Source organism: Streptomyces sp. NPDC096012 (genome assembly GCF_040426375.1).
GTDB lineage: Bacteria > Actinomycetota > Actinomycetes > Streptomycetales > Streptomycetaceae > Streptomyces.
The window spans coordinates 1-22,421 of the sequence record NZ_JBEOTD010000051.1; the positions used below are offsets into that span (position 1 = coordinate 1).

Annotated in this window: 23 protein-coding genes and 1 pseudogene; 9 read left to right on the forward strand and 15 right to left on the reverse strand. The window is 73.4% G+C overall.

The window, feature by feature from the left end:
* Positions 1 to 177: 177 nt before the first annotated feature.
* Positions 178 to 1,752 (forward strand): apolipoprotein N-acyltransferase, encoded by a 1,575-nt coding sequence (gene lnt, locus ABVB68_RS32890; RefSeq protein WP_353604845.1) that lies wholly within the window; start codon positions 178 to 180, stop codon positions 1,750 to 1,752.
* On the opposite strand, the gene ABVB68_RS32895 is transcribed toward lnt, so the two are convergent.
* The gene (locus ABVB68_RS32895; protein ID WP_353604846.1) at positions 1,670 to 2,581 is read right to left on the reverse strand and encodes a Gfo/Idh/MocA family protein; all 912 of its coding nucleotides are present in this window, start codon (positions 2,579 to 2,581) and stop codon (positions 1,670 to 1,672) included. The two genes, lnt and ABVB68_RS32895, sit on opposite strands and share 83 nt — an antisense overlap.
* A gap of 365 nt (positions 2,582 to 2,946) precedes the next feature.
* On the opposite strand from ABVB68_RS32895, the gene ABVB68_RS32900 reads away from it, so the two are divergent.
* Positions 2,947 to 3,423, forward strand: a complete 477-nt coding sequence (locus tag ABVB68_RS32900) for a hypothetical protein (protein WP_353604847.1) — start codon at positions 2,947 to 2,949, stop codon at positions 3,421 to 3,423.
* Positions 3,424 to 3,442: 19 nt separating this feature from the next.
* Here the strand turns inward: ABVB68_RS32900 and ABVB68_RS32905 are convergent, their stop codons facing one another.
* The 7 genes from ABVB68_RS32905 to ABVB68_RS32935 form a co-directional block, all read right to left on the reverse strand.
* Positions 3,443 to 3,958, reverse strand: a complete 516-nt coding sequence (locus ABVB68_RS32905; RefSeq protein WP_353604848.1) for a hypothetical protein — start codon at positions 3,956 to 3,958, stop codon at positions 3,443 to 3,445.
* 106 nt (positions 3,959 to 4,064) lie between these two features.
* Entirely contained in the window at positions 4,065 to 4,748 is a 684-nt protein-coding gene (gene ung, locus ABVB68_RS32910; protein ID WP_353604849.1) for a uracil-DNA glycosylase, read from the reverse strand.
* A gap of 97 nt (positions 4,749 to 4,845) precedes the next feature.
* Complete coding sequence (locus ABVB68_RS32915) at positions 4,846 to 6,423, reverse strand: ABC transporter substrate-binding protein (RefSeq protein WP_353604850.1); 1,578 nt, start codon at positions 6,421 to 6,423, stop codon at positions 4,846 to 4,848.
* Positions 6,424 to 6,616: 193 nt separating this feature from the next.
* Positions 6,617 to 7,378: an SDR family oxidoreductase gene (locus ABVB68_RS32920; RefSeq protein ID WP_353604851.1), complete on the reverse strand. Its 762-nt coding sequence runs from the start codon at positions 7,376 to 7,378 to the stop codon at positions 6,617 to 6,619.
* A 30-nt stretch (positions 7,379 to 7,408) separates the two neighbouring features.
* On the reverse strand, positions 7,409 to 8,170 hold the full coding sequence (gene fabG, locus ABVB68_RS32925; RefSeq protein WP_353604852.1) for a 3-oxoacyl-ACP reductase FabG: 762 nt from the start codon (positions 8,168 to 8,170) through the stop codon (positions 7,409 to 7,411).
* A gap of 149 nt (positions 8,171 to 8,319) precedes the next feature.
* Positions 8,320 to 8,748, reverse strand: coding sequence for a DUF3037 domain-containing protein (locus ABVB68_RS32930; protein WP_353604885.1), 429 nt, complete (start codon positions 8,746 to 8,748; stop codon positions 8,320 to 8,322).
* Positions 8,749 to 8,765: 17 nt separating this feature from the next.
* Entirely contained in the window at positions 8,766 to 9,536 is a 771-nt protein-coding gene (locus ABVB68_RS32935) for a HipA family kinase (protein ID WP_353604853.1), read from the reverse strand.
* A 172-nt stretch (positions 9,537 to 9,708) separates the two neighbouring features.
* Between ABVB68_RS32935 and ABVB68_RS32940 the strand changes: the two genes are divergently transcribed.
* Complete coding sequence (locus ABVB68_RS32940; RefSeq protein ID WP_503006435.1) at positions 9,709 to 10,272, forward strand: Rieske (2Fe-2S) protein; 564 nt, start codon at positions 9,709 to 9,711, stop codon at positions 10,270 to 10,272.
* A gap of 177 nt (positions 10,273 to 10,449) precedes the next feature.
* Here the strand turns inward: ABVB68_RS32940 and ABVB68_RS32945 are convergent, their stop codons facing one another.
* Positions 10,450 to 11,094, reverse strand: a complete 645-nt coding sequence (locus tag ABVB68_RS32945) for a cysteine hydrolase family protein (protein WP_353604854.1) — start codon at positions 11,092 to 11,094, stop codon at positions 10,450 to 10,452.
* Positions 11,095 to 11,244: 150 nt separating this feature from the next.
* Between ABVB68_RS32945 and ABVB68_RS32950 the strand changes: the two genes are divergently transcribed.
* Positions 11,245 to 11,715: a pyridoxamine 5'-phosphate oxidase family protein gene (locus ABVB68_RS32950; protein WP_353604855.1), complete on the forward strand. Its 471-nt coding sequence runs from the start codon at positions 11,245 to 11,247 to the stop codon at positions 11,713 to 11,715.
* Positions 11,716 to 11,775: 60 nt separating this feature from the next.
* Here the strand turns inward: ABVB68_RS32950 and ABVB68_RS32955 are convergent, their stop codons facing one another.
* Positions 11,776 to 12,678 carry a LysR family transcriptional regulator gene (locus ABVB68_RS32955; protein WP_353604856.1) on the reverse strand — a complete coding sequence of 301 codons (903 nt, stop codon included), beginning with the start codon at positions 12,676 to 12,678 and terminating at the stop codon, positions 11,776 to 11,778.
* Between the two features lie 74 nt (positions 12,679 to 12,752).
* On the opposite strand from ABVB68_RS32955, the gene ABVB68_RS32960 reads away from it, so the two are divergent.
* Positions 12,753 to 13,685, forward strand: coding sequence for a DMT family transporter (locus ABVB68_RS32960; protein WP_353604857.1), 933 nt, complete (start codon positions 12,753 to 12,755; stop codon positions 13,683 to 13,685).
* A 169-nt stretch (positions 13,686 to 13,854) separates the two neighbouring features.
* Here the strand turns inward: ABVB68_RS32960 and ABVB68_RS32965 are convergent, their stop codons facing one another.
* Positions 13,855 to 15,186 (reverse strand): aminotransferase class I/II-fold pyridoxal phosphate-dependent enzyme, encoded by a 1,332-nt coding sequence (locus tag ABVB68_RS32965; RefSeq protein WP_353604858.1) that lies wholly within the window; start codon positions 15,184 to 15,186, stop codon positions 13,855 to 13,857.
* 50 nt (positions 15,187 to 15,236) lie between these two features.
* On the opposite strand from ABVB68_RS32965, the gene ABVB68_RS32970 reads away from it, so the two are divergent.
* The gene (locus ABVB68_RS32970) at positions 15,237 to 15,917 is read left to right on the forward strand and encodes a pyridoxamine 5'-phosphate oxidase family protein (protein WP_353604859.1); all 681 of its coding nucleotides are present in this window, start codon (positions 15,237 to 15,239) and stop codon (positions 15,915 to 15,917) included.
* Positions 15,918 to 16,136: 219 nt separating this feature from the next.
* Here ABVB68_RS32970 and ABVB68_RS32975 read toward each other — a convergent pair whose 3' ends face one another.
* From ABVB68_RS32975 to ABVB68_RS37085, 3 genes are all read right to left on the reverse strand, one after another.
* Positions 16,137 to 17,081: a DMT family transporter gene (locus tag ABVB68_RS32975; RefSeq protein ID WP_353604860.1), complete on the reverse strand. Its 945-nt coding sequence runs from the start codon at positions 17,079 to 17,081 to the stop codon at positions 16,137 to 16,139.
* Between the two features lie 192 nt (positions 17,082 to 17,273).
* Positions 17,274 to 18,278 (reverse strand): EamA family transporter, encoded by a 1,005-nt coding sequence (locus ABVB68_RS32980; RefSeq protein ID WP_353604861.1) that lies wholly within the window; start codon positions 18,276 to 18,278, stop codon positions 17,274 to 17,276.
* A gap of 69 nt (positions 18,279 to 18,347) precedes the next feature.
* On the reverse strand, positions 18,348 to 19,136 hold the full coding sequence (locus ABVB68_RS37085; protein WP_503006437.1) for a Clp protease N-terminal domain-containing protein: 789 nt from the start codon (positions 19,134 to 19,136) through the stop codon (positions 18,348 to 18,350).
* A gap of 172 nt (positions 19,137 to 19,308) precedes the next feature.
* On the opposite strand from ABVB68_RS37085, the pseudogene ABVB68_RS32995 reads away from it, so the two are divergent.
* Positions 19,309 to 19,413: pseudogene (locus tag ABVB68_RS32995) on the forward strand (oxidoreductase); the annotation flags it as partial.
* Between the two features lie 289 nt (positions 19,414 to 19,702).
* Positions 19,703 to 20,131 carry a type II toxin-antitoxin system Rv0910 family toxin gene (locus ABVB68_RS33000; RefSeq protein WP_353604862.1) on the forward strand — a complete coding sequence of 143 codons (429 nt, stop codon included), beginning with the start codon at positions 19,703 to 19,705 and terminating at the stop codon, positions 20,129 to 20,131.
* A 296-nt stretch (positions 20,132 to 20,427) separates the two neighbouring features.
* Here the strand turns inward: ABVB68_RS33000 and ABVB68_RS33005 are convergent, their stop codons facing one another.
* The gene (locus ABVB68_RS33005) at positions 20,428 to 21,054 is read right to left on the reverse strand and encodes a PadR family transcriptional regulator (protein ID WP_353604863.1); all 627 of its coding nucleotides are present in this window, start codon (positions 21,052 to 21,054) and stop codon (positions 20,428 to 20,430) included.
* Between the two features lie 460 nt (positions 21,055 to 21,514).
* Between ABVB68_RS33005 and ABVB68_RS33010 the strand changes: the two genes are divergently transcribed.
* Positions 21,515 to 22,327 (forward strand): PhzF family phenazine biosynthesis protein, encoded by an 813-nt coding sequence (locus tag ABVB68_RS33010; RefSeq protein WP_353604864.1) that lies wholly within the window; start codon positions 21,515 to 21,517, stop codon positions 22,325 to 22,327.
* Positions 22,328 to 22,421: the final 94 nt, after the last annotated feature.

The following is a 22,421-nucleotide window of genomic DNA, read 5'->3' on the forward strand; positions in this document are numbered from 1 at the left end:
CCGCGGTCCCCCCGGGCCGCCCGGCCCCCCCCCCCCCCCCCGGCCCACGGCGCCCGCGCCCCCCACCGCCGGCCGGGCGCGGGCTCGTGGACCCACCGGCGGCATGCCGGACGCGCCCGGTCACGAGATGGCCTTCGGTACGCACACTGGAGTCGGTGCTGGGTAGGGGAGGTCCCTATGAGGACGATCGACCGCTGGCTCACCTCCCCCTGGCGCCGTTCCGGCGCCGCCGCACTCGCGGGTGCCCTGCCCGTGCTCGCGTTCCCGGCGCCGTCACTGTGGTGGTTCGCCTACGTGGCACTGGTCCCGTGGATCCTGCTGGCCCGCTCGGCGCCGACCGGTCGGCGGGCCGCGTACGACGGCTGGTGCGGCGGCTTCGGCTTCCTGGTGGCCGTGCACCACTGGCTGCTGCCGAGCCTGCACGTGTTCATATTCCTGATAGCCGCGCTGCTGGGCGCACTCTGGGCGCCCTGGGGCTGGCTGGTGCGCCGGTTCCTCGGCGGGGCACCGGGTCCCGGCCGGGGTGCCGCGGCCCTGCTGGTGCTGCCGTCGGCCTGGCTGGCGGTGGAACTGGTGCGCTCCTGGCAGGGACTCGGCGGGCCGTGGGGCATGCTGGGCGCCAGCCAGTGGCAGGTGGGCCCGGCGCTGCGACTGGCCTCGGTCGGCGGGGTGTGGCTGCTCAGCTTCCTGGTGGTGGCCGTCAACGTGGCGGCGGCCGTGCTGATGTCCGTGCGCGGGTCGCGGGTGCCCGCGGTGGCCTCCCTGGTCGCCACGGCGGCCGCGACCTCGGCCGCGTGGACCTGGGCACCCCGGCCGGACGTCGACGGGCGGGTGCGCATCGCGGTGGTGCAGCCCGGGATGGTGGACGGGCAGGACAGCGGCGGCCGGCGTTTCGCGCGGGAGGAGCAGCTGACCCGGCAACTCGCCGGGCAGGGTGCCGACCTGGTCGTCTGGGGCGAGTCCAGCGTCGGCTTCGACCTGGACGACCGGCCCGCCCTGGCCCGGCGGCTCGCCGCGCTGTCCCGCGCCACCGGTGCCGACGTGCTGGTGAACGTCGACGCCCGCCGCTCGGACCGGCCCGGCATCTACAAGAGTTCGGTGCTCGTCGGCCCGAACGGCCCGACCGGCGACCGGTACGACAAGATGCGGCTGGTCCCGTTCGGCGAGTACGTCCCGGCCCGCTCCCTGCTGGGCTGGGTCACCTCGATGGGCAAGGCGGCCGGCGAGGACCGCAGGCGCGGCACCGAGCAGGTCGTGATGAACGTCGGGCACGGGCTGCGCATCGGACCGCTGGTGTGCTTCGAGACCGCGTTCCCGGACATGAGCCGGCACCTGGCGCAGGACGGCGCGGACGTCCTCCTCGGCCAGTCCTCCACCTCGTCCTTCCAGGGCAGCTGGGCCCCGCGGCAGCACGCCTCGCTGGCAGCGCTGCGCGCCGCCGAGACCGGCCGCCCGATGGTGCACGCGACGCTCACCGGGGTCTCCGCCGGGTACGGGCCGGACGGCGAGCCCCTCGGCCCCTGGCTCGACACCGGCGCGAACACCGCCCACATGTACGACGTACCGCTCGCGCACGGCACCACGCCGTACGTCCGCTACGGCGACTGGCCGGTGCACGGTGCGCTGCTGGTGCTGGCCGCGCTGTGCGCGACCGAGGGGGCGCGGGCGCTCAGGCTGCGCCGGAGCGAACCCGAATCGCTCGTACCACCCGCTCGCACAGCTCATGGGTCGCCAGCGCGTCCCGGGCGCTGAGCACCTTTCCGGCCCGGACGGCGTCGAGGAACGTGAGGACCGCCTGCTCGATGCCGCGCTGCCGGGCCACCGGCACCCAGTCGCCGCGGCGGCGCAGCGTCGGCTGTCCCTTGTGGTCGATCACCTCGGCGAGGTTGAGCACCTGGCGCTTGGTGTCCTGCCCGGACACCTCCAGGACCTCCTCCGCCGAACCGCTGAGCCGGTTCATCACCCCGAGCGCGGTGAAGCCGTCGCCGCCGAGCTGGAGCACCACGTGGTGCAGGAGTCCGTCCTCGACGCGGGCCCGCACGGTGACGTCGTCGACCGGGCCCGGCACCAGGAACCGCAGGGTGTCGACGACGTGGATGAAGTCGTCCAGGATCATCGAGCGCGCCTCCTCCGGCAGCCCGATCCGGTTCTTCTGCAGGAGGATCAGCTCGCGCGGGTGGTCGAGGCACTGCGTGTAGCCGGGGGCGTACCTGCGGTTGAAGCCGACGAACAGGCCCGTACCGCGCTGTTCGGCGAGCTCCACGAGCCGCTGGGAGTCGGCGAGTTCGTAGGCGAGCGGCTTGTCCACGTACGTCGGTACGCCCGCCTCCAGCAGCCGGGTGACGATCTCGGGGTGGGCGGTGGTGGGCGCGTGCACGAACGCCGCGTCGAGGCCGGCGGCGAGCAGCGCGTCCAGATCGGTGTGCCGTCGCTCCCCGGGCACGCGCAGGCTGTCGGCGACCCGGTGGAGGGTCGCGGGCGTGCGGGTCTGCAGGTGCAGCTCGGTTCCCGGCTGGGCTCCCAGCACCGGCAGGTACGCCTTCTGCGCGATGTCCCCGAGTCCGATGCAGCCGACCTTCACGTGCTCTCCCCTGCCGCTTGCCTGCGCTCGCCTGTCCGGAAGCATACGGGGGCCACCGGCCGGCGCCGCCGTCGCAGCCGAACGGGAAGAAGGCCGAGAAGGCCGTCGGCAGGGCGGCGCTCGCGGTGTCGCCCCGCGGCCGCGGCGGCCGGTCGCGAGTCGTGCGCTCCGGACACCCCGAGGCCCTCGCCCGTCCTCCGCCCGTCCTCGCGGGCATCCCGAGCCGGGTGGGCCCCCGGCGGAGGGGTTCCGCGTCACCCTCGGTCCTCCGGAACCCCCCGTGCGGGGCGCGAGATCACCCATGCGGGGCGACAACCTCCGCTCCCCACTGCCGAGCCGGGGGCCGACCGAGCAGAGTTGCGCGGGTGCATCGAACGACCACCACCGCAGCGCTCCTGGTCACCGTGGCCGTCTCGGCCCTCTCCGGCTGTATGCGGGTCGACGGCCCCGCGACGCCCGCGCCCCCGGCGGACACGGCGCCCTCACAGCCGACGGCGCCCCGGCCGGACGGCAGTGGGCGGCCCCGGCCCGTGCAGGCACCGGCCCGAGAGGCGCTGGAGAGGGTCGGGTCGTCCCGACACCCGGAGCACACCGGGGCGCCGGTCTCCCGCCGGCCCGCTGCCGCGCCCACGACGGGCCACCGGCCGCCGTACGCCCAAGCCGCCCCGGCGGCGCCCGCGCGGCCGCACCCGGGTCACCCCCGGCGCTCGCACCTGGACGTGCCCGGGGCGCCGCGGCCGGTCCCGAAGGCCCCCGACGTCTGTGCCCTCGGCAGGAAGTACGGCGGCTGGCGCGGCGGCAGTCCCGAGGCGGTGATCTGCCGGCAGGCCTACGGGCACTGACGCCGGCGGGCCGCCGCGCCTAGCTCGGCCGCTGCCTGGGCGGTCCCCAGACGTCGCCGCCCGGCGCGCCCTCCTCGCCGAGCCGCAGCGCCAGGCGGCTGATCGCGGCCCGCACGCCGTCGCCGTACCCGTCGTCCGACAGGTCGCCGGCGGCGGTACGGGCCCGGCGCAGATGCCCGCGGGCGGCCTCGGCGCGGCCGAGCTTCACGTAGTCGGCGGCCAGGTTCAGGTGCAGGGACGGCAGGAAGCCGCGGATGCCCGGCGGGTCGTCGCCGCGGCCGTCGGCCAGTTCCTCGGCCGCGGACAACGCCCGCAGGTCCCAGGCGAGTTCGTCCGCCGGGTCGTCCTGGGTGTCGGCCAGGTAGTGGGCGAGGGTGCAGCGGTGCAGCGGGTCGCCGTCCTGGCCGATCTCCGCCCACAGGTCCAGGAACCGGCTGCGGGCCTCCTCGCGGTCGCCGCCGTGGTGCAGGATGACGACCTGACCGATCCGCGTCAGCACGGCGTCCGGCGCCGCCTGTTCCTGTCGCTCCGCCACCGCGTCCTCCGAGCCGTCGTCAGCTGTCCGCTCCCGACGCTAACCGGCGGCGCCGGGATTCCCGCTCAGGCGGCCCCGCGCGGCACGGCGCCGCGGCCGGCGACGGTCAGCCCAGGTTCGGGATGCGCCAGTCGACGGGCTCGTGGCCCTGCCGGGCGATCGCCTCGTTGATCTGGGTGAAGGGGCGGGAACCGAAGAACCGCTTCGCCGACAGCGGTGAGGGGTGCGCGCCCTTGACCACCACGTGCCGGGTCTCGTCGATCAGCGGCAGCTTCTTCTGCGCGTAGTTGCCCCACAGGACGAAGACCGCCGGGTCCGGCCGGGAGGCCACCGCGCGGATCACCGCGTCCGTGAACCTCTCCCAGCCCTTCCCCTTGTGCGAGTTGGCCTCGCCGGACCGCACCGTGAGCACCGCGTTGAGCAGCAGCACGCCCTGCTGGGCCCAGGGCATCAGGTAGCCGTTGTCCGGGACCGGCAGGCCCAGCTCCTGCTGCATCTCCTTGTAGATGTTCCGCAGGGAGGGCGGGGTCTTCACGCCGGGGCGGACCGAGAAGCACAGGCCGTGTCCCTGGCCCTCGCCGTGATAGGGATCCTGGCCGAGGACGAGGACCTTGACCTTCTCGTACGGCGTCGCGTCCAGTGCCGCGAAGACCTCCTCGCGCGGTGGGTAGACCGGTCCCTTCGCCCGCTCCTCCTCGACGAACTCGGTCAGCTCCTTGAAGTAGGGCTGCTGCAGCTCGTCACCCAGAACCCCGCGCCAGGACTCGGGCAGCATGGCGATGTCGGTCACGTCAACGTCCTCACGATGTCTGTCGACCACGGCGTGCGGTCACTTCCAGACTTCAGAACCTACAGGCGACCACTGACAGCCGGTGCCCCGAGCGCTGTCACCAGCTGGTCTTGCGGTGCAGCATCCACATCATCATGATCGTCGAGGGGTCCAGGGCCTGCTCGCCGCCGGAGATGTCGTCGCTGGCCGCCACGAACTGCCGGCCCTGCCACAGCGGGATCAGCCGGGCGTCGTTCACCATGATCTGCTGGGCCTGCTCCAGGTCCTTGACGGTCTCGGCGCGGTCGCTCTGCGCGCGCGAGTGGGGCAGCAGCCTGCCGGTGATCTCCTTGGCCGGGTACGGCGTACCGAGCGCGTTGTGCTCGCCGACGAACGGGGCGATGAAGTTGTCCGCGTCCGGGAAGTCCGGGAACCAGCCGCGGCCGAACACCGGGTACTCGCCCTTCTGGTAGCCGACCACATAGGTCTTCCAGGGGCGGCTCTCGAGGGTGATGGTGAACAGGCCCGATTCCTCCAGCTGCCGCTTCAGCTCGCGGAACATCAGTGCCGTCTCGGAGCCGTAGCGGTCGGTGGTGTACCAGAGGGTGAGCGGCACCGGCCGGGTGATCCCGGCTGCCGTGAGGATCTTGCGGGCCTTCGCCGCGCTCGGGTCGCCGTAGTCGTCGAAGAAGCCGGTGGCGTGCCCGGTCAGGCCCTTGGGGACCATCGAGTAGAGCGGGTCGACGGTGTCCTTGTAGACCTTGTGCGAGATGGCGCCCCGGTCGACGATCTGGGCGACGGCCTTGCGCACGGCGGGCTGCTTCGCCCAGGGGTCCTTGGGGTTGAACACCAGGTAGCTGATGTCGGTGCCGGCGCCGTCGACCAGTTGCAGGTCGGCGTTGTCGTGCTGCTGCAGGGCGAGGATGTCGTCGGCGCCGAGGCCGCGGTAGGTGACGTCGATCCGCTTGTCCCGCAGCGCCTTGACCATGCTGGCGGAGTCCTGGAAGTAGCGGATGGTCACCTGGTCGTTCCGCCGCTCGGCGAAGCCCTTGTACTTCCCGTTGCCCACCAGGACGGCCTGCTTGTCCTCCTCGTACGACTGGAGCTTGTACGGGCCGGAGCCGTGGACGTCGGTGCCCGTGCGCAGCGAGCGGGCGGGGTAGTCGTCCGGGTCGACGATCGACATGGCCGGAGTGGCCAGCACGAAGGGGAAGGTCGCGTCGGGCTGGTTGAGGTGGAAGACCACCTCGCGGTCGCCGAGCGCCTGCACCCGGTCCAGGCTGCCGAGCAGACCGGCGGGGCCGCCGGGGGCGTCGATCGTGCGGATGCGGTCGATGGAGTGCTTGACGGCCTCGGCGTTCAGCGGGTCGCCGTCGGCGAACTCGGCGCCCGCGCGCAGCTTGCAGCGGTAGGTCCGGCTGCTGGAGTCGGTGAAGGAGCAGCTCTCGGCGGCGTCCGGCTGGGGGGTGGTGGCACCGTTGGGATAGGCGAGGAGCGTCTGGAAGATGTTCCGGTACAGCTCCCAGGAGCCGTCCCAGGCACCGGCCGGGTCCAGCGTGCTGGGTGCGCTGGTGGTGCCCACGACGATCGGCCCCTTGCCGCCGGCGCCGCCGTCGGACAGCAGGCTGCACCCGGCCACCAGGGATATGGACGCGATCGCCGCGACTCTCCGCAGGAATCGGTTCCGGTTGAACACGCGCACACTCCTCGATCCGCCATACCAAGGGTCGGCAGACCATACCGCAGCGTTCGGAGCCGTGAACCTCCCCTGAAACGGGCCTCCTTGATCGTCCGAGTGTTGACGACGTTGTCATTCCGCTGTGCGGAGTCCGTACGGCTTTCCGGGCGCCGAACCGTCCGGTTATCGGCGCCCGGAAGAGTTGTCCGGGTCAGCTCACGCCGGCGTTGAGGAAGAGCCCGCCGTCCACCACGAGCGTCTGACCGGTGACCCAGTCGGACTGCTCCGAGGTGAGGAAGGCGGCGGCGCCACCGATGTCGGAGGGCACCCCGAGCCGGCCCAGCGGGTAGCCGGCGGCCGCCTCCTCCTCGCGGTCCTGGTAGAGGGCCTGCGCGAACTTGGTCTTCACGACCGCCGGGGCGATCGCGTTGACCCGGACCCTGGGCGCGAACTCGTGCGCCAGCTGCTGGGTCAGGTTGATCATCGCCGCCTTGCTGACGCCGTAGGCGCCGATGAAGGGCGAGGGCGCGAGGCCCGCGATCGACGCGATGTTGACGATCGCGCCGCCGTTGTCCTTCTGCCAGGCGTGCCAGGACTTCTGGGCGAAGCCGAGCGCGGAGACCACGTTGGTCTCGAAGACCTTGCGGGCCACGTTCAGGTCGAGGTCGGCGATGGGTCCGAAGACCGGGTTGGTGCCGGCGTTGTTGACCAGGAAGTCGAGGCGCCCGAAGGCCTCCATGGTGCGCTCGACGGCCTCGCTCTGGTGGTCGAGGTCGTGCGCCTTGCCGGCGACGCCGATGACCCGCTCGGATCCGAGCCTCTCGACGGCCTCCTTCAGGGCGTCCTCGTTGCGGCCGGTGATGCACACGCGGTCGCCGCGGGCGACGAGCGCCTCGGCGACGCCGTAACCGATACCGCGGCTCGCGCCCGTGACGAGGGCGGCCTTGCCGGAGAGCTCCGGGAGTTCAGTCATGTCCGTGTTCCTCTGCGTTTGCCGGAGTCGCTAGTCGAGCGGTCCGCCGGCGACGTACAGCACCTGGCCGGAGACGAAACCGGCCGCCTCGCCGGTGAAGAAGGCGATGGCGTTGGCGATGTCCTCGGGCTCGCCGACGCGCTGGACCGGGATCTGGGTGGCGGCGGCGTTCTTGAAGTCGTCGAAGCCCATGCCGACGCGGTCGGCGGTCGCCTTGGTCATCTCGGTGGCGATGAAGCCGGGGGCGACGGCGTTGGCGGTGATGCCGAACTTGCCCAGTTCGATGGCGAGGGTCTTGGTGAAGCCCTGCAGACCGGCCTTGGCGGCGGAGTAGTTGGCCTGGCCGCGGTTGCCGAGCGCCGACGAGGAGGAGAGGTTGACGACCCGGCCGAAGCCCGCGTCCACCATGTGCTTCTGCACGGCCTTGGTCATCAGGAAGGAGCCGCGCAGGTGCACGTTCAGGACGGTGTCCCAGTCGGAGACGCTCATCTTGAACAGCAGGTTGTCGCGCAGCACACCCGCGTTGTTGACGAGGATCGTCGGGGCGCCCAGCTCCGCCACGATCCGGGCGACGGCGGCCTCGACCTGCGCCTCGTCGGAGACGTCGGCGCCGACCGCGATCGCCTTGCCGCCGGCCTCGGTGATCTTCTGGACGGTGTCCTTGCAGGCGGCCTCGTCGAGGTCGATCACGGCGACGGCACGGCCTTCGGCGGCCAGCCGTACGGCAGTGGCGGCGCCGATGCCGCGCGCCGCGCCGGTGACTACCGCGACCCGCTGTTCAGTGGTGGACATGTGCTGCTTCTCCTCGCCCTTGAGAGAACCTGTCGGGGTCCTCGGCGAGAACCCCTCATGCGGTGAGCGACCGCTTAGTACCTTCAGCACCCGTGACGCTAGAAGCCCTGGCACCCGGTGTCAACGGCACATCCGGCCGGTGTGATCCATTACCTCACCAGGAGGTCCAGCAACCGCTCCGTCTCGGCGGCCGGGTCGGCGGTCAGGCCGGTGTGCACCGGACCGGGCCGGACGACGGTGGAGCGGGGGGCGATCAGCCAGCGGAAGCGCCGCCCGGCGTCGTCCCGGGCCGCCTGTCCGGCGCCGTCGCCCCCCGCGCACACCTTCTCCACGGCCTCGAGCGCCGCCCGGACACCGGACACGTCGGCCCCCGGGTCCAGCGCGAGCAGCCGGGCCTCGTCCAGGTGGGTGCGGGCGCCGACATAGCCGCGCGCGCGGGAGTAGACGATCACGCCCGCGTTGATGCACTCGCCGCGTTCCACGCGCGGTACGACCCGCAGCAGCGCGTACTCGAACACGTCCCGGTCCCCGCCCTGGCCGGCCCTGGTGATGTGCCGCTCGGTCACATGGCCGGCCATGTGGATGTGGCGCTCGCTCACTTGCCCTCCTCGGAACCGATGCCGGTGATGCGCCCGGCGATGACGGCAGCCCGCGCCAGCAGGGGCCGGGCGTAGGCCCGGCGCAGGTCGTCCGGGGTGTCGAAGCCCGGCTCGTCGGTGAGCCAGACGTCGGGGATCTCGGCGGTGACCTCGGCGAGGAGGTCGGCGGTGACCCGCGGTGCCAGCTCGGCCGCCGCGGCCGCGACGTCCGGGGCGAAGGGGGCGAGCGCGTGGTCCGCGGCGTCGTAGGGGCGGGCCGCCGAGGCTTCCGCGGAGGGCCAGTTGTGGTGCCAGATCATCGTGGCGCCGTGGTCGATGAGCCACAGTTCGCCCCGGTGCACGAGGAGGTTGGGGTTGCGCCAGGACCGGTCGACGTTGTTGATCAGCGCGTCGAACCAGACGATCCGGCCGGCCTCCTCGGAACCGACCGGGAAGGCCAGCGGGTCGTAGCCGAGGGCGCCGGAGAGGAAGTCCATGCCGAGATTGGTGCCGCCGCTGGACCGCAGCAGGTCCTGCACCTGCTGTTCGGGCTCGCCGAGTCCGAGGACCGGGTCCAGCCGGACGGTGACCAGCCGCGGCATGCGCAGTCCGAGACGCCGGGCGAGTTCGCCGCACACCACCTCGGCCACCAGTGTCTTGCGGCCCTGTCCGGCGCCGGTGAACTTCATGACGTAGGTCCCGAAGTCGTCGGCCTCGACGAGTCCCGGCAGCGAGCCCCCCTCGCGCAAGGGCGTGATGTAACGGGTGGCGGTGACTTCCTTGAGCATCGCCCCAGGTTACTGGGGGCGTGCGCGCCCCGGCCGACAGCGGTCCACGGCCCTGGCGCACGGTCCGCCGACGCCCCGGCGGCGAGTACCTGGGTGCCCCGCTGAACAGGCGGTGCCCGGGGACCGTACCCCTGGACGGATCACGCAAAGCTCCCCGGAAGGGAATCGTCACATGACCAGCGCGTCACTCCAGCCCTCCCCCAAGCTCCCGGCCTCGCCCGACCAGGGCGGCGCCCCCGCGGGACCGGCCCGTCGTACCGTCATGGCGGCGGCCGGAGCGGCGGGGCTCGCCGCCGCGCTGACCGCGTGCGGCTCGGGCGACGACTCGTCCGCCACCAGCGGCACCGGGGCCGGTTCGTCCGGCACGAACGGCTCCACCGGGACGGCCGGCTCCACCGGTACGGCCGGGTCCACCGGCTCCGCGGGGGGCAGCGGCTCCGCCGCCGGCGGTGCGCCACTCGCCAAGACCTCGGACATCCCGGAGGGCGGCGGCAAGATCTTCAAGGACCGGGGTGTGGTGGTCACGCAGCCGGTCGCCGGCACATATAAGGCGTTCTCGTCCAAGTGCACCCACCAGGGGTGCGCGGTGGGCAGCGTGACGGGTGGCGTGATCGTCTGCCCGTGCCACAACAGCCACTTCTCCGTCGAGGACGGCAGCGTGAAGCAGGGCCCGGCGACCCAGCCGCTGCCCGCGGCCCGGATCACCGTCTCCGGCGAGGAGATCAAGCTCGCCTGAACCGTCCCGGGTACGCCGCCGCGACCGTCTCGGGCAGCCGGGTCTCGGGCGCCTCGGCGTCGCCGTTCCGGGCAGCTCGGGCGCCTCGGCGTCACCGTTCCGGACAGCTCGGGCGCCTCGGCGTCACCGTTCCAGACAGCTCGGGTGCCTCGGCGTCACCGTTCCAGACAGCCAGGTTCAGGCGCTCCGGCGTGGCCGTTCCAGACAGCCGAGCACCTCGTCCGTGGTCGTGATCGTGGCGACGAGAGCCAGGGTGTTGCGGATCATCGCGCGCGTGTAGTCGGCGGGCACCCCGGCGATCGCGTCGGCCGGGACGACGGCGGTGTAGCCGAGGTTGACGGCGTCGAACACCGCGTTCGGCACGGCCACGTTGGCCGAGACGCCGGTGACGATCAGGGTGCGGCAGCCGAGGTTGCGCAGCAGGGCGTCGACGTCGGTGCCGTGGATCGGGGACAGCCCGTGCAGCCGCCGTACGACGAAGTCCGCCTCGGTGACCTCGATCGGGGGCGCGACGCGGACCGCCGTGCTCCCGCTCAGCTGGTGCACGGGGAGCCGTTCGGCGGCCCGGAACAGGCGGGCGTTGCGGTTTGCGCCCCGGCCGTCCGGCCGGCGTTCGGCGATCGCGTGGATCACCTGCACACCGGTCTCGTGGGCGGCGGCCACCAGCCGGGCCACCCGGTGCAGGGCGCCGGAGGACCGGGCCTCGCGGGCGAGTTCGGGCAGGGCGCCGTCCGGGCCGACGACCCCTTGCTGGCACTCCACGGTGAGCAGCACGGTGCTCACCGGGTCGAGCAGCTCACGCAGCTGTTCGTACGACGGCATCACGCACCCTTTCGCCGAGGTCCGGGCCGGGTGAGAGTAACCACATCCGGGAGCGGGCGGAAGACGAGCCATTCCCTTTTCTGACGTGATGTCAGAGGATCACCGGCATAGGGAAGTCCTCTGGCACGACGTGGGAGAAGAGGGGGCCGCATGACCGTCACTCAGCAACGCCGGGGCCGGAAGATCATGATGACGCCCGGCGAGCTGGACGAGTTCCTCACCGCCCAGCGCACCTGCCGGGTCGCGACCGTCGCGGCGGACGGCACACCGCATGTGAGCGCGCTGTGGTTCGCCTGGGACGGCGCCTCGCTGTGGCTGTACTCGGTGGTGCGCAGCAGGCGCTGGACCCAGTTGAGCCGCGATCCGCGCGTGGCGGTCGTGGTCGACTCGGGCGAGGAGTACGACCAGCTGCGCGGGGTCGAGCTGTCCGGGCGGGTCGAGTTCGTGGGCGAGGTGCCGCGCACGGGAGAGCTGTGCGCGGAACTCGACACGGCCGAGACGCTGTTCGCCCGCAAGAACTTCGGCCTGGACGAGATGCCGCACGACGGCCGGCACGCCTGGGCGCGCCTGTCGCCCGACAAGATCGTCTCCTGGGACTTCCGGAAGCTGGGCGGCGCTTAGGGCAGGCGGCGCTCGGGGCCCGGCGGGGCTGCTCCCGGAGCGGTCGGCGGGTGGGACGGGTCAGCCGAGTCGGCGGGCCGTCGTGCGCAGGGCCTCGACCGCCGCACGGATCGAGGGGCGGCGGTCGGCGTCCGCCCGCCAGACGACGTACACGTGCCGCCGGACCCGCTGCCTGAGGGGCACCAGGACGACCCCCTCGGGCACCGGGTCGCGGCCCAGCAGCGGCGCGATGCACACGCCCAGTCCCGCCGCGACGAGGCCGAGTTGGGTGTGGGTCTCACCCGCCCGGTGGCCGACGATCGGCTCGATGCCCTTGGACCGCAGGGTGAACATCAGCCACTCGTGACAGAACTCGCCCTGCCCCCAGGTGATCCACTCGTCCTCGGCGAACTCGGTCAGGTCCACCTCGTCCCGGTCCGCGAGCCGGTGCCCGGCGGGCAGGGCGACCTCTGCCGGGTCGTCCAGCAGGGGCGCCTTGACGAGGCCGTCCGGGACGGGCATCGGCTTGTTGTACCAGTCCAGGACCACCGCGAGGTCGAGGTCGCCGCGGACGACACCGGCGATGCCCTGCTCCGGTTCGAGCTCGCTGGAACGCACGCGCAGGCCGGGGTGCTCGGCACGCAGGGCACCGAGGGCCCCGGGGAAGAGCCCGCGGGCGGCGGTCGGGAAGGCCGACAGCCGCAGTTCGCCGACGACCTGGCCGCGGTGTGCCTCCAGGTCGGACTGTGCCAGCTCGACCTGCGACAGGATGCGCGAGGCATGCTCGGACAGCAGCCGGCCGGCGTCGGTGAGCCGGACACCGCGGCCGTTCTTGGCGAGGAGCCGCTGGCCGATCTCGCGCTCCAGCTTGGCCAGCTGCTGGGAGACCGCGGAGGTGGTGACGTGCAGCGCGTCGGCCGCGGCACTGACCGAGCCGTGCCGGGCGAGGGCGTCCAGGGTGCGCAGGCGCTCCAGGTTCAACATGTAAGCGATCCTAAGAGGTACCGGACGGGAAATCTCGATTGTGCTACGAAGTGCCGTCCAGCATCGTTGAGGCCATGAGCACGGTCACCACACCCCGCACCCAGTCCCCCGTACCGGCCCTCCCCCGGCCCCGCCTCGACTGGCGGCTGCGCTTCGGCGCCCTGTCCCTGATCTGGGGCTTCAGCTTCCTGCTGATCAAGGTGGGCACCGAAGGGTACGCCCCCTTCCAGGTCACCCTCGGGCGCCTGGTGTTCGGAACGGCGGTGCTGGTGGCGGCGATGGCGGTGAAGCGGCAGCGGCTGCCGCGCGGGGCCCGGCTGTGGGGCCACATGGCGGTCGCGGCCTTCTTCCTGAACGCCCTGCCGTTCTCCCTCTTCGCCTACTCGGAGCTGACGATCCCGTCCACCCTGGCGGGCATCTGCAACGCCACGTCACCCCTGTGGGGGATGGCCCTGTCGCTGGTCGCCCTCTCCGAGGACCGCCCGACCCGGGTCCGCGTGGCCGGGCTCGGTCTGGGCTTCCTCGGTGTGCTGACGGTGCTGGGTGCCTGGCAGGGCTTCCACGGGCTGGATGCCACGGGTACGGCGATGGCCCTGCTCGCCTCGCTGAGCTACCCGGTGGGATGGATCTACGTCCGGCGGACGCTGACCGGCACGGGGAACTCGCATCTGTCCATGACCGGCGGGCAGTTGCTGCTGGCGACGGTCCAGCTCGCGGTCGTGACGCCGCTGTTCACCGACGTTCCCGAGCGTTTCGCGGCCGTGCCGCTGCTGGCGGTCGCCGCGCTGGGCGCCCTCGGGACCGGGCTGGCCGTGCTGCTCCAGTACGGCTTGGTCGCCGAGGTCGGGCCCACCACCGCGCAGATGGTCACGTACTTCATTCCGGTCATCGCCACGGCCGCGGGCGTGGCGATCCTCGGCGAGTCGCTCCGCTGGACCACCCCGGTCGGCGCGGTCGTCGTCCTGGCGGGGGCCGCGCTCACCCAGGTGCGGCGCAAGGGCGCCTAGCCGGGGACGCGCGTACGAGGGGCGGCGCGCCTGACCAAAGGGGACAGGTCGGTCAGGCGCGCCCGGCAAGAGGAGGAGCCCAGCCGCAACGGGCGGCTGGGACCGGCGCGTCGCGCGACGCCCGAGGCCGCTGATCGCGCGGTTCCCGACGCTCCCCCCAGGGGCGTCCCTAGCCGTAGGCGCGCGCCGGGGACGGCCGTACCGCCTCCGCCACCGCCTGGGCCAGCGGGCCGATGTCCTGCGCCGTGAGCTCCGAGACCGTGATGCGGATGCCGGGTGCCGAGGCGAGGCGGAAGCGCGCGCCCGGCGCCACCGCCCACCCCGCCTGCAGCAGGCGGGCCAGCGCGCCGGTCTCGTCGGGCACCGGCACCCACACGTTCATCCCGCTGCGGCCGTGGGCGACGACCCCCCGCTCCGCCAGCGCGTCGACCAGTGCGTCCCTGCGCTCGCCGTACGACCGCGCCACCGCCGCCCGGTCCACCGCGCCGTCCGCGGACAGCCGGACCACCGCGCGCTGCAGCAGCCGGCTCACCCAGCCCGGGCCGAGCCGCTGGCGGCCGTGCACGCGGTCCACGGTGACGCCGTCCCCGGCGAGGACCGCGAGGCGCAGATCGGGTCCGTAGGCCTTGGCCGCGGAGCGGACGAAGGCCCAGTGCCGGGTGACGCCCGCCAGCGGGTGCAGGGGCAGATCGACGATGCCGTGGCCGTGGTCGTCCTCGATGAGCAGGGTCCGCGGGTGGTCCCGGAGCACCGCGCGCAGGGCACGCGCACGCGTGGCCGTCACCGCGGCACCCGTCGGGTTCTGGGCGCGGCAGGTGACGATCACGGCGCGGGCCCCGGACTCCAGGGCCCGGCGCAGGTCCTCCGCGCGCGGCCCGTCGTCGTCCACGCCGACGGGGACCGTGCGCAGCCCCAGGGCGGGGACGAGGTCGAGCATGCTGCCCCAGCCCGGATCCTCCAGGGCGACCGCGTCGCCGGGTCTCAGATGTGCGGCGAGGACGCGCTCGATGGCGTCGAGCGAGCCGGACGTCACGGTCACCGGGCCCTCCGGGACGCCGTCGGCGTCGAGTTCGGCGCGCGCGACGCGGGCGAGGTCCGGGTCGACGGGGTCGTCGCCGTACCGGACGGGCTGCCGGTCGCCCTGCTCGGCGGCGGCGGTGAGGGCCGGAGCCAGGGCGGGCAGCAGGGCCGGGTCGGGGTTGCCGGTGGACAGGTCCCGGCCCCCGGCGGGGACCTGCACGCGCAGTTCCTCCCGGCCGGTGGTGGCCGGCTTGGAACGGACACGGCTGCCCCGGCGGCCCGCCGTCTCGATCACCCCGCGCTCCCGCAGGATGCGATACGCGGCCGCGACCGTGTTCGGATTCACGCCCAGCCGGGCCGCCAACTCCCGCATGGGCGGCAGTGATTGGCCCGGCGCCAGGTCACCCGCACCGACCGCCTGCTCGACGCCGGCCGCGATCTCGGCTGCGCCCCGTCCCTGGATCCGATACTCTCCTAGCACAAAGAGAATTATGCACTAGTGCAATAGGCAACGCCACCGGAGGAACCCTCATGCAGGTCACGACCGAGGAAACGCGGGCCGCCGCCTACACGCCGACCGACCGCACCGTACCCACGCGCTCCGCGGACCGGGCGTCGTACGACAGGGAGACGGTGCACGCGATACTCGACGAGGGGTACGTCTGCCACCTCGGCTTCGTCCGCGACGGCGCCCCGGTCGTACTGCCGACGCTGTACGGCCGGGTCGGCGAGCGGCTCTACGTCCACGGGTCCACCGGTTCGCGCCCGCTGCGGATGACCGGCCAGGCCGACCCCGGCCTGCCGGTGTGCCTGACGGTCACCCATGTCGACGGGCTGGTGCTGGCACGCTCGGCCTTCCACCACTCGATGAACTACCGCTCGGTCGTGGTGCACGGCGTCGCCTACGAGGTCACCGACCCCGAGGAGCGGCGCCTGGCCCTGGACGCGCTGGTGGACCACGTCGTGCCGGGCCGGACCGCCGACTCGCGGCCGGCGAACAGGAAGGAGCTGGCCGCCACCGCGGTGATCCGCCTGGACCTGGACGAGGTCTCGGCCAAGATGCGCACGGGCGACGCGAACGACGACCCGGAGGACCTGGCCCTCCCGTACTGGGCCGGGGTCGTCCCGCTCCGCAAGGGCTACGACGCCCCCGTCGCCAACGCCGACCTGGCGCCCGGCATCGAGCTGCCGGACTATCTGGCGGCGCGGTAGCGCGGCGCCGGGAGGGGCGGTCGTACGGGGTCGGGCGCTGCACGGGAGGGTCAGGCGGGCTCCGGTGCCGTGGCCGGACGGACAAGTATGCGCCTGCCGCCGGAGGTCACGCGGGCGCCGGTGCCGCAGCCGGACGGACGAGCAGGCGCCTGCCGCCGGAGGTCACACGGGCGCCGGCTGCTGCAGCCGGACGATCGAGCAGGCGCCTGCCGCCGGAGGTCACACGGGCGCCGGCTGCTGCCGGCCGGCCCCTCGGGATTCGCTCACCGCCAGGCCCGCCACCGCGCCGAGCAGCAGCAGGGTGCCGCCCGCCGTGGTCGCCGTGAGCCGCTCGCCGAGGAGGGCGACCGCCAGCACCGCCGCGGTCACCGGCTCCAGCAGCATGATCACGGAGACGGTGGCGGACCGTACGACGGCCGCTCCGGCGAAGTAGAGCGCGTACGCGAGGGCCGTGGGCACGGCGGCCACGTACATCAGGAGCCACAGCAGCCGGGCCGGATGGGCGGTGTGCGGGAGCAGACCCTCCTGCAGCGCGAACGGCAGCAGGCACAGTGCGGTCACCGCGAAGGCCCCCACGGTCGTGCCCGCGGCGTCGGCGCCGCCGCCCCGTCCCCACCAGCGCGTGAGCAGGGTCATGGTGCCGTAGCCGGCCGCCGAGGCGAGCGCCAGGAGCACGCCCGCGGGATGGACGGTCGCGGCCGAACCGCCGAAGGTCAGCACGGCCAGCCCGGCGAGCGCACCGCCGACCGCCACGAGGCCGCCGACGCCGAGCCGCTCCCCGAGCAGCAGCCGGGCGCCGAGCGCGATGAGGACGGGGCCCGCGCCGAGGGTGACGACGGTGGCCACCGCCAGCCCGGTGGACTCCACGGCCGCGAAGTACGCGGTCTGGAACACGGCGAGGGCGAGGCCGATGGCCACCGCCCGGGCGACCCGGCGGCGTACGGGCCCCGCCTCGACCGGGCGGAGGCGCGGCCGGATCCCGCGGCCGGCCAGCAGCAGCAGGAGGCCGAGCGCGCACCGCCAGAAGGACAGGGCGAAGGCGCCCATGTCACTGGCCCGGTAGACCAGCGAGGCGGCGGCGCCGGCGGTGCCCCAGGCGGCACCGGTGATGATCAGGTAGAGCAGGCCACGCCCGACGGGCAGGCCTGAAGCAGTGTTCGACAAGGGATTTCTCTCCGCAGGAACGCACACGGGGTGCGGAAGTTCGAGGGGCGACCCGCTGCTGCGGGGCGCGCGGACTTCGTCTGCGGGCAGCACCGTCAGGCCCGGCGCGTGTGCGCGGGGCGGATGACCGGGAGGCCCGCCTCAGGCGGCCGGAGGCGGGAGGACGAGTGCGTTCGACGGCATGCCCGAACCCTATGCGGCGGTACCGCGGGCGGACAACTCCCGTTCCGCCCCGCCCGAGGCGACGGGCTCCGCGGTTGCCCTGGCCGGGGCCGAGGACTGGGCGATGAACGCGCCGGCCAGGACGACCGCGCCGCCGGCGACCTGCGGCACCGACAGGTGCTCGCCGAGCAGCACCCAGGCCAGCACGGTCGCGATCACCGCCTCCAGGCAGGCGACCACGCCGGCGACCTGCGGGGACAGCCGCCGCACGGACAGCACCCCGGTGATGTACGCGACCACCGTCGCGATCAGCACGATCCAGGCCAGCAGGGCGGCGGCCGGTACGGCGGTGCCCTGGAGGTGCGCGGATCCGGCCAGCACCGACCAGTCCATGCCCCAGGGACGGGCGACGACCGTCAGCACGGCGGCACCGGCGAGGAGTCCGTAGGCGATCACGCCGAGCGGGTCCGGGGCCTGGTCACCCGCGTCGCTGCCCTGGTCGGACAGGACGAAGTAGCCGACCTGGCAGCAGGCGGCGCCGAGCGCGAACAGCAGCCCCAGCGCGTCGAAGCTCAGCCCCGACCACACCTCCACCACGCAGGCGAGTCCGCCCGCCGCGAGGATCACGCCGAGCCCGGCGGCGCGGGTCACGGGCCGGCGCTGCACGAACCGCACCCAGCCGAGCACCAGGGCGGGGGCCAGGTATTCGACGAGCAGTGCCACACCCACCGGGATGCGGGAGAGCGCGGCGAAGTAGCAGGCCTGCACACCGGCGACCGCGAGCAGCCCGAACCCGGCGAGCAGGGCGGGACGGCGGCGCGGCAGGGCGCGGTGCCGTACGGCGAGCGGCAGCATGACCACCGCGGCACCGGTCACCCGCAGCCACACCACGTGCAGCGGGTCCAGACCGGCCTCGATCAACGGCTTGGCGGCCACTCCCGACCCGCCGAAGGCCAGCGCCGAGACGAGCGCGAGGCCGAGACCCATGCCCTTGCCGCGGCCGCCGAGCCTGATGTCTGACGTATGCACCGGCACATGATGACAGGAGGCGACAGGAGCGTCACCCCCCTTGACACCTGTCTCAGCTGGTGGACGGCCCAGGCGTCAGCAGGCGGCGCCGTCACCGGCGTGCCCGCCCGCACCGGCCTCGATCCGGGCGGGCACGTCGTGGGCCGGAACGCCGGCGCGCCGGAAGACCTCGACGGCACGGGACTGCGGGTCCGCGAGGAGTGCGGCGAGCAGATCGGTTCCGGTGACATCGCTCCCGCCACGCCGCCGGGCGCGAGCCCGCGCCTCCCCGAGTGCGGCGGCCGCGGCGGGTGACCATCCCCCGCCGTCCCACGCGTCGCCGCGGCGAGCGGCGGGTACGACGGGTGCGGCCGGGGTCACCGAGGCGCCGACGGACGTGCCGTGGGAAGCGGCGGAAGCGCCGGCGGGATTGCCGGTCCCGGCGTTGGTGCCGGTCCCGGCGAGATTGCTGGTCCCGGCGAGATTGCCGGTCCCGGCGAGATTGCCGGTCCCGGCGAGATTGCCGGGAGCGCCGAGGGAAGTGGCAGGACCGCCCGGAGTACCGGGAACCGGTACGACGGGCGGTGCGGCGGAGGTCTCCACGCTCGTCTGCCACCGCAGCCCGTACCCGATGCTGCGCTGCACGAGGTAGCCGAGCAGCCGGGTGAGCTGCGCGGGGCCGCCGACGGCGGCGCGGACCCCGGGGTCGTGTTCGAGGAGCGAGTGGAGCAGATGGGCGGTGTCGGTCTGCCGGTCCCCGTCCCGGACGGCCCTGCGGCGGGCACCGGCGACCACCGCTGCCAGTCCGGCACCGAGCCCGGCATCGTCGTCCATGTGCGCGGTCGCCGTGTCCTGGTCGGTCCGGCGGTAGGTACGGGGTTGCACACCCTCTACCCCATCAGCCACGTCGGGCCGGGTCATCCACGAGCGGAACCATCTTCGCGTCCCACACAGAGTGGACGCGGCCTTCCGGAATCTCATCCTCGGGGAGGAGATCCGGCCGATCCACCGCCGCGGACGCGCGCCGCCTTGCCTGCCGGCCAAGGGCGTCTCGTACGACAGCTCGCTCGTCCAGAACGTCGCCATGGAGGTCAACCACGCGGAGACGGCGTTCGCGCACCGGCTGCCCGGCGGCGGCGAGGCGGACTGGGCGCTGCGCTGGAGCCGGGCGTCGAGCCCCTGCGCCGCGGCGGCCTCGGGCCCGGCCTTGACGTACTGGCAGCAGAACGCCGCCGACGCGCTCCACTGGTGAGCCCCGGGGCGCCGCTCGGCACGACCGGGCGGCGCTCAGTGCAGCGTGCCCCGCATCCACTCCGCACCTTCACCGCACGTCACGCACACGGATGCGCACTGCGACCACCTGACGGTTCGTCAGTATTGAATGTTGGAGCCCTTGCGGCTACGTTCCGCGACACCGTAGCCCGCTACGCCCGATCCGAAGGGGTGGTCGCATGGCCGAAGTCAGCGCGGAGACACGCATCCAGGCACCGGCCGAGAAGGTGTGGGCCCAGCTCACCGACTGGTCGTCGCACGGGCAGTGGAACGCGACCCACACCGGTTTTCCCGAGGGCGGCCCGAAGACCCTGGCCGTGGGCGGGACCTTCCGGGAGAACATGAAACTGATGGGGTTCCCGGCGGAGGTCGACTGGACCATCGAGGAACTGGAGCCGGCCCGCGTCCTGGCCATTCGCGGCAAGGGCCCGATGGCGGTGACCGTCGCCACCCGCTACACGCTCACCCCTGACGGGGACGCCACCGTCGTCCGCATCGACGGCGAGTTCACCGGGGCCGCGGTGTCGCTGATGGCGGGCAAGCTCAAGGACTCGGCGACGGCGGCCCTGAACGAGTCGCTGCGCAAACTGGACGGCCTGGTGACCTGAGCCGGACACGCGAAGGCACCCCGCAGGGACTCGGTACCGGGCTGGGCCGGAAGGAACCCCGCACGGACTGCGCACGGGGCTGGACCGGAAGGAACCCCGCGCGGCCGCCGCGCCGGACCGGACCGGACTGGCTGGACCGGACTGGACTGGACCGGACTGGCTGGACCGGACTGGACTGGACCGGACTGGACTGGAAGGCACTCTGCGCGAAACCCGCACGGGACTCAGCCGGAGGCGCCCCGCACCGGTATCGCACGGGGCGCTTCGGACGCCGTACGAGGCGCCCCGGCCAGGTCTCAGTCCTCGTCGGCGAGGATGAGGTACAGCTTCTTGCGGGCGTCGTTGACGACGGCGAGCGCCTTCTCCCGCTGCTCCTTGCTGCCGGTCTTCCAGACCTGCCCGAAGGCCTCCATCAGACCGGTGCCGGCCTGCCGGATCTCGTGGAGCGCCTCCCAGTCGACCCCGCGCGAGGCCTCCTCCCAGGGGGCGTCCGGACCTTCCTCCGCGACGCTGCGGCCGCTCTCGGTGAGGGTGAAGAGCTTCTTGCCGCCCTCGCTCTCACTGACGATCAGGCCCTCGTCCTCCAGCAGTTGGAGCGTCGGGTACACCGAGCCGGGGCTGGGCCGCCACGCGCCGCCGCTGCGTTCGGCGATCTCCTGGATCATCTCGTAGCCGTGCATGGGCCGGTCCGTGAGCAGGGCCAGGATCGAGGCCCGTACGTCGCCGCGCCGCGCCCGCCCCCTCGGGCCGCCACGCCCTCGTGGCCCCCAGGGACCGGGACCGAACCCAGGACCTCCCGGACCGAATCCCGGACCACCCGGGCCGAAGGGCCCGAACGCCGCCCGGCGGCCGTCGAATCCACCCATGCCCCGCCGGCCGGGGCCCTCGTGCCGATGTCCACGCTCGAAACCGTGGGTACGCATCGTGATCACTCCATTCCATCGTCGACCTGTCACGTATGCATCGCGTATCGTTCGCGATGGCTCAACGATATATCGGAACCGATCGGGCGACAACTCCCTTCCCGCGAGATGTGCGTGGGTGGCCCGCGAGCCTGCTGTGGTGGACGGGGTCGTGGCCGTGACCGCCGACGCGGCTGCCCTGGGGGCGTTCTGGGCGGTGAGACCGGGGCAGCAGTGCCCTTCCCAGGAGCCCCGCCGAACCCCGCTGCCCCCTCCTGCCTCCCCCTCGTCCGTACCAGCGGCCGGTACGACCTCACCGTCACGGCCGGCTTCGCGTCGCCACCTCGCGGTGGAGGCGGGGTTCGGCGTCGCGCTGCTCGCCCGGTGGCTGCGGATCCGCGCGGCCGCCGGGCGGGAAAAGGTCCGGCACTCGCGAATTGGCCTTGGGCCACCGGCCGTCCGGACGGCTAGCGTCTGCGCCATGCGCATTCGAATCGTGGACGCCTTCACCGACCGCCCCTTCGCCGGCAACCCCGCCGGCGTCCTGCTCCTGGACGACGTCTTCCCGGACGACGACTGGCTCCAGAACGTCGCCATGGAGGTCAACCACGCGGAGACGGCGTTCGCGCACCGGCTGCCCGGCGGCGGCGAGGCGGACTGGGCGCTGCGCTGGTTCACGCCGGTCGCCGAGGTCGCCATGTGCGGGCACGCCACGCTCGCCACGGCCCATGTCCTGCACACCACCGGCGCGCACGAGGGTCCGGTGCGGTTCGCCACCCGCAGCGGCGTACTCATCGCCACGCCGGCCGCGGACGGCTCGATCACCCTCGATTTCCCGACCGCACCGCTCACCCCGGTCGAGGTGCCGGCCGGGGTGGCCGAGGCGCTGGGCGCGCAGCCGGCCGCCGCCTTCGACACCGGCCCGAACGTCGGCGACCTGCTCGTGGAACTGGCCGACGAGAAGACCGTCCTCGGTCTCTCCCCCGACCACAAGGCTCTCGGCGCCTACTCCTCGCGGGGCCTCATCGCCACGGCCCGCGCCGACGCTCCGGACCGCGGGTACGACTTCGTCTCGCGCTGCTTCTTCCCGAACGTCGGTATCGACGAGGACCCGGTCACCGGCAGCGCCCACACCGCGCTCGCCCCGCACTGGTCCGCCCGCCTCGGCCGGGTCGACCTCACCGGCCTCCAGGCCTCCCGCCGCACCGGCCTGGTCCGCACCGGACTGCGCGGCGAGCGCACCCTGCTCACCGGCAGCGCGGTGACGGTGATCGAGGGCGAACTGCGCGCCTGAGCGGGGTGGCAGGTCACCGAAGAGGACTGCGTGCCCGAGCGGGGGTGGCAGGCCTCCGAAGACGAGCCGCGGCCTGAGCGGGTGGCGGGGCATC